Here is an 11,193-nt window from a genome sequence, read left to right on the forward strand (position 1 = left end):
TCGGATAGCCGCTCATCCCCCACCCGGGGCGCCGTGATCCGCAAAGAAGTGTTGCGATGCTTTCTTTTCTTTGATAGGCAAATCGTCTCAACAATATTAAAATGCCTTTCCTTGTGAACGGGGTGGCGTGTGAGTATCGTCCTTCTATATACCTGATAAAATTCACCGCAATGATTATGGCCCGCTGCAATGATGTAAAGGGCACGTCTAAGCTCAATCTGCATCGGAACGTGCAGATGACCTTTACCAGACCCTCGATCCCGCACGGGCCATAATGATACTGATTACGTGGGTCAAAAAGGGCGCCCTGCCGGCGGGGAGGTACACCCGCAGGGCGCGCCGCACAGAGGTCCTGGTCGTTGGGCAACAGGACAGCGGCGGCAGAACTGATTCGGTTACAAATCGTGACTGAAATAGCCCGGAGCATGCTCAAGATCAGATATCTGGAATTCAACAGTTTTGGGTCTGCTCGGCGCAGTAGCGCGCAGGGACATGCCTGCCTCCGGACTCGCTCCTTCGCGATCGCAAAATCATACGGCACCCTCGGCCTTCAGCGCGCGATAGGTGGTATCGACCGACTTTACCGTCGCGTCGACAATGATGTCGATCTCTTTTCGGGTAATGATCAGGGGGGGGGCATAACCGAGGATGTCGCCATGCGGCATGGCCCGTCCGATGACACCATTCTCAAACAGAGCAGCTGCAGTGCGCACCCCGACCTGAAGGTCGGGTTCGAATGGTATCCTTTGTTTTGGGTCCCGCATCATCTCTACGGCCGACAGGATACCCACTCCGCGAACTTCACCAACGATGGGATGTCCCGCCAGCTCGGCCTTCATCCGGTCTTGCCAATACGGTCCAACATCGCGGACATGCTCCAGAATATTTTTTTCTTTAAGCAGTCGAATATTGGCGAGCGCGGCTGCGGCACAAAGCGTGTGCCCCGAATATGTCCAGCCGTGGCCGAGTGCGCCGTGCTTCTCAGTTCCTTGTTCCAAAACCGACCAGACACGGTCGCCAATGATTGACCCGGAGATGGGGAGGTAGGCGGAACTCAAACCCTTTGCGATGGTCACGAAATCCGGACGCATGTTATACAGGTGGGAACCGAACTTCTCGCCGGTTCGCGCGAAGCCACAGACCACTTCATCCGCGATTAGAAGGATATCGTATTTGTCGAGCACCGCTTGAATGGACGTCCAGTACCCTTTGGGGGGCGGCACAATACCTCCTGTCCCAAGTACCGGCTCTCCGATAAAAGCTGCAACCGTTTCCGGTCCTTCGGCCAGGATCAAGGCTTCAAGCTCATCGGCACAGCGCCGGGAGAACGCTTCCTCGCTCTCCTCGACACGCGCCTGGCGGTAATAGTGCGGCGTGGTTGTATGGCGCACCAAATCCAGAGGCAGGTCGAAGAAATTGTGAAAGAAGGGAAGGCCAGTTAGGCTACCCGTGACCAATCCAGACCCGTGATAGCCGCGATTTCGCGAGATGATCTTTTTCTTTTCGGGCCGGCCAAGAATGTTATTATAGTACCAGACCAGCTTGATGTTGGTTTCGTTGGCATCGGAACCGGAGAGGCCGAAATAGACCCTTCGCATGTTCTGACCGAAATACTCGACCACGGCCTCTGCCAACAGGGCGACCGGCTCCGTACCTTGGCTGGCATAGACGTGCGCGAACGGCAATTCGTGTGCTTGCCTGGCAATGGCCTCGGCGATCTCCGTGCATCCATATCCCATGTTGACGCAGTAGAGTCCTCCGAAACCGTCGAGGCTCCTTCGGCCTTCGGTGTCCCAGATATAGACGCCTTCCGCACCGGCCATAATCCTATTTGGCGTTTCGCCTCGGCTGTGCTTGGCCAGATGCGTAGAAGGATGGAAGACGAAGCTTCTATCCTTCTCCCGGAGTTGCTCGGTTCCCAGATTGCTCAAGCGCATGTCCCTCTCCTCGCGATAAATTGGCGGAGGGCACTCGGCCAGCCACCTGTTTAGCAAATAGCATACCGGAAACGTCCCTTGAGTTTCTCGGGAATGCAGGTTATTCGCCGTGAAATTCGCGGGATCGGCCCGAATTGCCGTGAAAACTAAGGCGTCACCTTCGCCTTAGCCGAGGGTCGGGGGCGCGTCCTGCAAACACGAACAGCTTACGACGCGCATGCGCCCAGCATAGTGCCCGATTAGCGGGCGATATTGACGGATGAATAGCGCTCGGGACGCTGTTCCCGCCGGCCGCGCGAGGCACGATAGAGCGCCGGCGGCCATGTTCCGCCGAACTGCCGGTCATCCCTTACATTCTGACGGTCCGGATCGGTCTTGCCCTTCCCAAGGGTGGTAATGAGGTGATCAGGGGCAAAGCACATTCGCCTCGATCAGCAGGCAGCGGGTTCCGTGCCGCGGCACAGGCTCCAACCTGGTTGGCCAGCGCTGAGAGGCTGAGGTCGTGCCCTCGCGCATATTGATAGCTTTGGCGGTGCGGCGGCTGGTGCTCGGCAGACTTCTCGAAGGAGCATAGCCAGAAGGTTCGGCCCGGCAAAGACGCGCGGCGAGAGCTCCTTGCCATTGACATCTTGATTCGCAGCCGACCAGCGCCGCCAAGTTCTATCGTCAGCGTGTTGCCTTTCTTGCGATCGCAAATTCGTGGTTGCTGCGCAGGGCGAGCCGAGCTGCGGCTCGCAGGAGGGGGCGAGCCGACAGAATTGCGCGGCCTGAAAAGCTGCCTCCATCAATGCTGGCCGCTCGTGCAGTCTCGAAACGCTGGATCAAGCCTCAAACATCGAACAGCCGCTCCTTTTCCTCGCGAAACCAGCGCCCTCGCGCGACATGATCTTGTCTGACGATCCGACGCTTCGAGCGGGGCTCCTCTAATAGGTTGCACATGACCTGCAGCTTTCAGCCAAACTCAGCAAATCGGACGTCTCTTCTTATCATCGCTCGGCAAGCTCGGAACACGCTGGCGGACGTTGCTAAGGCTAGTCGCCGCCAGCGGATGGCGAGGATGTTTGGGCGGCTAAGTGCTTTTAGGTGGCGATTATAAGCCGAGATCGCGATAGGTGCTTTCGCCATAGCTCCTGGCGCCATCGCCACGCTGAGCGTTTGAAAGCCGATGAAATTCGCTCGGCCAATTGGCTAGCGCGTGCTTGATGGCCTTCATCTTGAACGGCACGTGCACAACACATTTGTCCCTGATGATAGGCGGACAGCTCACATCTTGTTGCCGCGAGCCGTTAAGGTTTGCTGCGATTATCGGCAGACCTAGATCAAGAGCCAATTCCATTTCCCAGCGCACGAAGCGAAAAAGGTTTTTCGTCTTCTCACCGATCAGGACAAGTACCTGGCTCGATCCATTCATTCTGTTGCGAAGATTGCGTTTAACATAATCTTCGTCCTGTGCTCGGCTCGTCATATTGTCCAGATCGTGAGCGTTCGCGAATTCAAAACTCACATTCTCGCTGGCGTTCCACCCTTTCATAAAGCGGTATGCCCAAGCGTCTTCATCGCCGTCAAATATTACATAGGTCGGATCGCTGTATGCCATTGTTGTCTCTTAGTTGTTTTGACGAGCAACCCACTGGGTGTGCTCCCGTGAGAAAGCCAGTTCGGCTTCGTTCACCGCGGCGGAGAATGCCTCATCCGAGTTGGCGTCCGTAATAAGGTCGGCAGTCAAGCCGATCTCGTGAGCTGTCAACGTGTAAGCCGATGCCAATTCGTTAAATTTCTTGATCTGGGTCCACCCAATAAGGGAGGCGGCGATGACAATTAGCGGCTCGGTCGGCCAGCCTGGCATCGCGGGGTCAGCGATGCGTACTACGATGAACGAGAATCCCAGAGCGTATGCAAAAATACCAAGGCCCATCCAGACTTTCGCGGACCTCTTGTTCGAGCGCGCCTTCTTCTCGTACCACTTCCGTTGGTCGCAGATTCGTCTCTGCAGATATAGGTCTTTTCTTTCTTTTAGCGGGGAGTCCCTTATCGACATCATCTGGTCGGTTGTTTGGGGGGATGCTGAATCGGTGCCGCTCAACGCGCTACCAAGGTGACGATTGCTATCAAGGATACCTTCCATGAGCTTTCGAAAATCAGCTCTGGCGTCAGCGGCGCGCGCGTCATCGAACGGCTGTGCTCGCATCGCGAAGCGCCAAGTCAATGTCTTCACCGACTCTGCCAGAGCTCGAGCCTGATACCAGACCTGCTCGGGCTTTGTGACCGACCGGAAAATGAGGACTCCCATTGAGCAAAGAAATACCGCAGCATAGACACCGAAATAGGCTTTTGATGGCGACAAGTCCAAAGAGAGCACCGACGCTAAAAAAAGAAGAACGTACTCTGCCCGGATCAGGCGCAGAAACGTCGCCTGCTGCTCGTTGGATGCCACGTCGGCGCTATTATAGAGTCCAGGATATTTCATTTTTGAAGCACACCAGTCTATTTTGTGGCGGTAAATTCTTTAAGCCAGGATTTGGCAAACGTGAGGTTAGCAGTCGAGCTTACAGAGCCTATTCTTGAGCGAGGCGCGGTCCCTCTGTTCATAAACAGGAATGCAGGTCCTGTCCCATCAATGTAAGGGTATAGGCCCAAAAATTCTTGCCCGGAGAATGTTTCCGAAGAATTTTTTGCCACGGGCAGAACCGCTACCGCGGTCCGAAACCCATCGAAAAAGCCAAGCTCCCAAGGCATCCATCTGGATCCTGGAGAATTGTTTGAATGCACATAGATTAGCGTCTTTGACTGCCTCATACGGGTCCGCAGCAACTCGGCGGTGGCCGAGGAGACTTTTGTGCGGTCCAGTTGTGAATCTTCGACCCAATCTACGTAAGCAGTGAACCCAAGCTCCTCGAAAATTCGCTTCACACCGAGAACGATCTCTGCGTCCTTGAAAGAATGTGACAGAAAAACGTCGAATGACGATCTGGCTGTAGCTGCGGCCGTCTCTTCCTTTAGAACGATCGATGCGGCTCTATGTCCTCGACTGGCATTCGCAACTCTTTTCAGCTCTGCCTCGGTCAGTAGCACTATTCAAATCCCCCCATGATCTGTTCGCAATCTATGAACTTGACGCCCATTCGATTAAGCGACCCTTGTCTTGTGAAAACTGGCACCATGCTCTCCAGCCGGTAGCGCAACCTCCACCTTCTCAAAGACCACGTCGGGTGGCAGGAGTGACCGGCCTTGTCACCCACCTACGCGATCCCGGCACAGCCATGCTCCTCGCTTAGAAGGCTGCGGAGACCAGCAATGTCAAACAGGACAGACGATCTCCTAATCTCGAACAGCAACGAACTTAGGACGTAAAAACGCGATCTCCGAATGTCCGCAGGCGTCGAGGGCCGGGTTGGTCGCCAAGGCCGAGCGGGCCAGCTTGCACTCCCGCTACCCGTCGGCTTGCCAAACCCTCGCTGTAGATTTCGCCCCCTACACGGATGCGCTGACCGCGACTAAGCTCAATCGCCACTGATCGCCAATCCAGGGCGAAAGTTCCCCCCTTGAAGTAGCGGTAGAGGCATTTTTCGGCACTTCGCATCTTAGATATGGACGCCTCCTCAACCAGGCACGATCCGGTTTGGCTTCTCGCCGTAACCGTGCTGGGCAAGTGCGTCCGATGGCTGCTTCGATCCTCTCCTGGAATAGATCGGTTCCAGATTGCTCAAGCGCATCGTCCTTGCTCGCGATCAACTGGCGGATAGCGCTCGGCCACCTTTTTCCAGCAATTAGTATACCGCAAATGTCCCTTGAGTTTCGTCGGAATGGGTGCCTTTTGCCGACGAATCTACGGGATCCGTGCCAAACGCCGTTGAAACTTAGCTTTTGGGTTTACCGTTGCCTCAGGGCGGACAAAGGTATCGGTGAATTGGACTTCACTGGTTTCGTGACGACAAGGCTATAGTATTGATCAATCCCCAAGCCTGCCTGCAGCAGTCCCTCCATGAAATCCTGATAGGCGGCCATAGAACGAGATGCGACCCGCATCAGATAATCCACGCGCCCCCCAATTGCCCAGCAGTCCAGGATTTCCGGAATGTCTTGGATAGCAGTTTCGAAGTGTCGTTGGTCCTCAAGACGATGACGATCCAGCACGACCTCCACCATCACAAAGATCATGCCGCCGATGAGGGCAGGACTCAGCCGCGCATAAAATCCCTCAATAATCCCCGCGGCCTTGAGTGCTCGGAGCCGCTCCGAACAGGCGGACGCCGAAAGATGAACTCGTTTTGCAAGCTCACTTTTTGAAATCCGACCGTCTGCCTGAATTTCGGAGAGGATCCGCAGGTCCCAACTGTCGAGTTGCACGGGATCGGGTTTCGACTTCATAACCTATGCTCTCAGCGATGACATCGCGTTGTGTGCCGATCAATTCTATCATCAATTGAAACGAGCGAATGTAGCAGTGGAAGGCATCCGTTCCAGGCCCGAGATGTGCCAGAATGGGGTACGAAAATCAGCTGAGGGTGAGCGATCCGCTGAGAAAAGCTGCAGAAGTAATTTGGCTATCGCCCCAACGCCCAACGGGGCAATGGTGCAGCTGGAGAGAATAGTCGGCGGCGGCGGAGACCATGATAAATAGATAACCGATTTTCTTGAATCTCGCTGCCGTACTTGATAGACGCGCGACTGCATTCGACCCTCGATCGCATGGACGGCATACTCAATGCAGTATTCACTCGCACATTCAACTATTAGGGTGAATTGAAGGCCTTGCTTGGCCGGCTCGCCGAGGCGCAGGGCACCGCAAATGCCGCTCGTCTTATGGCTTGCCCGATAATTTGGCGCTCGGGTCTGGCCGAAATCGCCCAACCGGAAAGACTCAAACACCGATGTTGCGTGCGATGCTGTCGGCCGCCATACGCTTACGCCACTCAAGAGGCCCGGAATTGTGAATGGAGTTTCCCTCAACATCGACAGCCATGACGACGGGCATGTCCTGCACATCGAATTCATAGATGGCTTCCATGCCCAGGTCTTCAAAGGCGACAATCCGCGCCGCCTTAATCGACTTTGAAATCAGGTACGCAGCGCCACCCACTGCAGCAAGGTATGGCGTTCTGTGTCTTACAATCGACGCGATGGCCGCCGGTCCCCTCTCCGCTTTGCCCACCATCGCGAAAAGGCCGGTTTCGGCGAGCACCTTGTCCGTAAAATCGTCCAAGCGGCTGGAGGTTGTTGGACCGGCGGGTCCAACGACTTCATTCCTCACTGCCCGGACGGGACCGACGTAGTAGATCACGCGGCCCCTCAGATCGACTGGGAGCGGCTTGCCGGCATCAATCAGTTCGACCATTCGTTTGTGGGCAGCGTCACGGCCCGTCAGCATCTTTCCAGAAAGCAGGAGCGTTTCACCGCAGCGCCACGATGCCGTCTCTTCCTTCGTCAGCGTATCTAAATTGACCCGCCGGACGCCGGCTGGGTTCAATTCGTCGGCTCCGATGTCGGGCCATTCGCGCAAATCGGGCGGCTGGAGGCTGATGGGTCCAGAGCCGTCCAAAGTAAACTTCAGGTGCCGGTTGGCGGCGCATTGCGGGATGAGCGCCACAGGCTTGGACGCTGCATGAGTAGGATAGGTCGCAACCTTGACGTCAACGACTGTCGTCAGACCACCAAGGCCTTGGGCGCCGATACCAAGCGCGTTGATCCGCTCATAAAGCTCAATCCGCAGCCCCTCCTCTGCGCTTGACGCCCCCCTTGCGATCAGTTCCGCCATATCGATGGGCTCGTTCATGGCCTCCTTGGCCAGCAGCATCGCCTTTTCAGCGCTACCACCGATGCCGACAGAGATCAGTCCAGGTGGACACCACCCGCTGCCAAGGGTCGAAACGGTATTGACCACCCAGTCGGCAACGGAGGCGGTGGGATTGAGGGTGGTAAAACGTGCCTTGTTCTCCGACCCGCCGCCTTTCGCGGCGATGGTGATCTCAATCTGGTTACCTTGCACCAGGTCGACATGGACAACTGCCGGCGTGTTGTCTCGGGTGTTGACCCGTCTAGCGAGGGGATCCGCAACGATCGATGCCCGAAGGGGATTGTCCGGATCGAGATAGGCTTGACGTACGCCCTCATTCACAAGATCAGCGAAACTGGCCGTTGACTTAATGCGGGCATCCATGCCGACCTTTGCGAAGACAACCACAAGTCCGGTGTCCTGACAAATCGGGCGCCGCCCAAAGGCCGCCATGCGGGAGTTCAGCAGAATCTGACCTATGGCATTCTTCGCCGACGGGCTCTGTTCTCGCGTGTATGCGTGAGAAAGAGACCGGATATAATCTGGAGGATGATAGTACGAGATGTACTGAAGGGCGTCGGCGACGCTCCTTGTGATGTCGCTACCGGCCATGGTCCGTGTTCTGTTTCCCACCGGATTTTATCCAATTGAACCGAGGCCATTGACCATTTTCAGAATCTGGAAGCTTCGCACCCCCTGCTCGCCGCCTTCATATCCATAGCCGCTTTGCTTGACTCCTCCATAAGGGGCATCAGCGGAAACCCCTTTCAGGTAATTCACACTAACAGCGCCCGCAGAAAGACCGCCCACAAGCCTCTGTTGCGTATCGGCCGCGCCAGTAAACAAGTAGGCGGCCAGACCGTACTCCGTGGCGTTGGCTTCATCGATCGCCTCTTCGATCGTATCGAAAGGAGCCACGGTGAGAATTGGTCCGAACGGCTCTTCATGAAGCACTCTCGCTTCCTTCGGTACGCCAGTCAGGATGGTTGGCGGCCAGTAAAACCCCGGTCGGTCAAGGGGGGTGCCACCGGTCTCGATTTGGGCGCCGCCCTCTACCGCATCTTTGGTCAGGCGTTGCATGGCCTCGATTCGCCGCGCGTTTGCCATGGGACCCATCTGCGTTGCAGGGTCATCCGGTGGACCGATCCTGATTTTTCGGACCGCCTGCGTCATCCGGAACAGGAATTCCTCATAGCGGGATCGGGCGACAAGAATCCTGCTGGGCGCATTGCAACTCTGGCCCGCGCACTCGAATTTGTATTCCGAAATAGCCGGTATCGCCGTTGCCAGGTCGGCATCTTCGCACACAATAACCGGGGAATGTCCACCGAGCTCAAGGATGCAGCGCTGCAGATTATTCGCGGCCAGTGTGGCCAGCTGTTTCCCAACAGCGGTCGACCCCGTGAACGTCAAGACTTTGACAATTGGCGAACTGAGCAGATGCCGTGATATATGCACAGGAACACCGAACACCAGGTTGACCACGCCTTCCGGTATCCCTGCTTGACGCAAAGATTCCACGATATGGACAGCCACGCTTGGCGTCTCTTCGGCCCCTTTGAGGATCACCGGGCAGCCTGCCGCCAGCGCGGGGGCGAGCTTGCGGGCGATGAGAACGGCTGGATAGTTCCACGGCGTAAAGGCAGCGACGACACCGAGGGCCTCCGGGACGATCATCCTGTTCGGACCCAACGGAATCGGGGTCGACAACTCATCGGCATGCCGGCCATTCCATTCCAGCGTTTCGACTGCGCGCGCGTACTCTCCTGTTGCTTCGGCAATCGTCTTTCCCTGTTCGGACGACAGGTCCCTGGCTGCCGCGCCAGCTTTCTCAGCCAGAATGCTGGCGGCAGAGACGAGGATCTCGCCACGCTCTTTGGCGGGTCGTGAGGACCACGCCTTGCGGCTGCGTTCTGCCGAAGTAAGAGCTTCATCCAAGTCTGAAACCGTAGCCGAGGCCACTGAGGCAAATACCTTCTCCGTCGCCGGGTTGATCACCGGCAAAGTGGCTCGGCTACCACCGGCTCGCCATTTGCCATTAATGAAGAGCTCGTAGCTCCTGGCGTGGGACATCGCGGGCTCCACTTGTGATTCTGGCCATGCGAGCGCCGTTTCAATTTTCGAAGCCGCTGAGCTCGCTTGAGCCAGTTTCATCGCGATGGTCGCAGCGGGTCAAATATCGATTAGTGCCTAAATCCATCTGGAATCCAGATCGATCTGTTTCGACAGCAAGGAAGTCATGCCGTTGTTTACAGATCGATGGTTCTCAGGTCGCGTCAGGAGCCGATGCTACCCAGCCCCGGCTCTCAATCAATTCTCTGGCGACCTTCGGAATGAGCTTGCGGACCGCAGAAACGGCCGCAGAACGCTCATCTTTGGGATTTACAGCGAGCACCACGGAGCGGGTAATCACCGGATCGACTATCTTGACCGTCCGGACCAGCCCTTGGGAGGCTTCTTTCTGAACCGCAGACGGGGCGAGAATAGAATGCGCTTTTCCCTCTACGACCATGTTGATGATCGTTGAGAGGGAGTCCACTTCAAACCTGACGTCCAGCGCGCAACCGTGTTGCGCGACGACATCAGCCACCGAACGCCTGACATTGTTGTTGCGCATGGGAACCGCCAGGGGGAATGCATGCAGGTCGGCCAGAGCTATCGCATCTTCAAACGGTGGCTCGCCGGACGGAACCACCAGACAAAGATCTTCGCGCGCTAGCACAGTCATTCGCCCCACACTGTCTGCTGTGCGGTACAGAACCGCCAGATTGAAGCGTCCAGCCGCCATCCATTCCTCTAGCGGTCCCGTCATACCCTCGACCATCTTGAGGGACACCTTGGGCAGTTCGTGTCTTACCGTCTCAAGCAGCGGACCGCTCAGGACGCGAGCAGCTCCAGACGGAATGCCAATAGTCACCTCCCCTGCAGGGGAAGCGGCTGTGTTGGTCAATTCCACCTCGGTAAGTCGAATTTCTTTAAGAATCGCCCGAGCGCGATCGAGCAGTTTGGCTCCTGACGCCGTCACGCTCACACCGGTCCTGTCGCGTATCAGCAGCTGAGTGCCGAAGCCTTCCTCCAGTTGACGCACATGCAGGCTCAGCGCACTCTGGGCGACATTCAGAAAGCCAGCGGCCTTCGTGAAACTGCCTGCTTCGACCACGCCAACGAAGTATCTTAACTGCCTGATTTCCACGGGTACTCTTCCGAGGGCGGACTGCAATGATGTAATCTATCTCGAAATGCGATGGCGCGACAGCAATAATTGTGCCGAGTTGCATAACGCCTAGCGTAGGGTCGCTCCAGTTTGGTAACCAACCGCTGAGGCCTCAGACGCCCAACCCGGCGCCCGGATCCGTGGCGATGATATCCCGGGCCCTTTGGATAACAGGTGGATCGACCATCCTTCCGTCCAGGGCAAATGCGCCTATGCCCTGCGCCGTCGCATCTTTCTCCGCCGCGAGGACACGACGGGCCCATTCGAGT

At 56.6% G+C, this 11,193-nt stretch carries 7 protein-coding genes and 1 pseudogene; all 8 read right to left on the minus strand.

From position 1 onward, the window contains the following. Window positions 1-530: 530 nt before the first annotated feature. Window positions 531-1,937 (minus strand): aminotransferase, encoded by a 1,407-nt coding sequence (locus EOC06_RS06850; protein WP_063169303.1) that lies wholly within the window; start codon window positions 1,935-1,937, stop codon window positions 531-533. Between the two features lie 190 nt (window positions 1,938-2,127). Next, a pseudogene (locus EOC06_RS41875) lies at window positions 2,128-2,548 on the minus strand (transposase); the annotation flags it as partial. Between the two features lie 479 nt (window positions 2,549-3,027). After that, window positions 3,028-3,534 carry a TIR domain-containing protein gene (locus EOC06_RS06855; RefSeq protein WP_063169304.1) on the minus strand — a complete coding sequence of 169 codons (507 nt, stop codon included), beginning with the start codon at window positions 3,532-3,534 and terminating at the stop codon, window positions 3,028-3,030. Between the two features lie 9 nt (window positions 3,535-3,543). Next, the gene (locus EOC06_RS06860; RefSeq protein ID WP_063169305.1) at window positions 3,544-4,404 is read right to left on the minus strand and encodes a DUF4231 domain-containing protein; all 861 of its coding nucleotides are present in this window, start codon (window positions 4,402-4,404) and stop codon (window positions 3,544-3,546) included. A gap of 1,403 nt (window positions 4,405-5,807) precedes the next feature. Further along, window positions 5,808-6,305 (minus strand): Lrp/AsnC family transcriptional regulator, encoded by a 498-nt coding sequence (locus EOC06_RS06870; RefSeq protein WP_063169306.1) that lies wholly within the window; start codon window positions 6,303-6,305, stop codon window positions 5,808-5,810. A gap of 493 nt (window positions 6,306-6,798) precedes the next feature. Further along, window positions 6,799-8,322 carry a fumarate hydratase gene (locus EOC06_RS06875; RefSeq protein ID WP_128307396.1) on the minus strand — a complete coding sequence of 508 codons (1,524 nt, stop codon included), beginning with the start codon at window positions 8,320-8,322 and terminating at the stop codon, window positions 6,799-6,801. Between the two features lie 27 nt (window positions 8,323-8,349). Next, window positions 8,350-9,783 carry an NAD-dependent succinate-semialdehyde dehydrogenase gene (locus EOC06_RS06880; protein WP_127266645.1) on the minus strand — a complete coding sequence of 478 codons (1,434 nt, stop codon included), beginning with the start codon at window positions 9,781-9,783 and terminating at the stop codon, window positions 8,350-8,352. Window positions 9,784-9,976: 193 nt separating this feature from the next. After that, window positions 9,977-10,903 (minus strand): LysR family transcriptional regulator, encoded by a 927-nt coding sequence (locus EOC06_RS06885; RefSeq protein WP_127266646.1) that lies wholly within the window; start codon window positions 10,901-10,903, stop codon window positions 9,977-9,979. Window positions 10,904-11,193: the final 290 nt, after the last annotated feature.

Source organism: Mesorhizobium sp. M7A.F.Ca.MR.362.00.0.0, assembly GCF_004023175.1.
Lineage (GTDB): Bacteria > Pseudomonadota > Alphaproteobacteria > Rhizobiales > Rhizobiaceae > Mesorhizobium.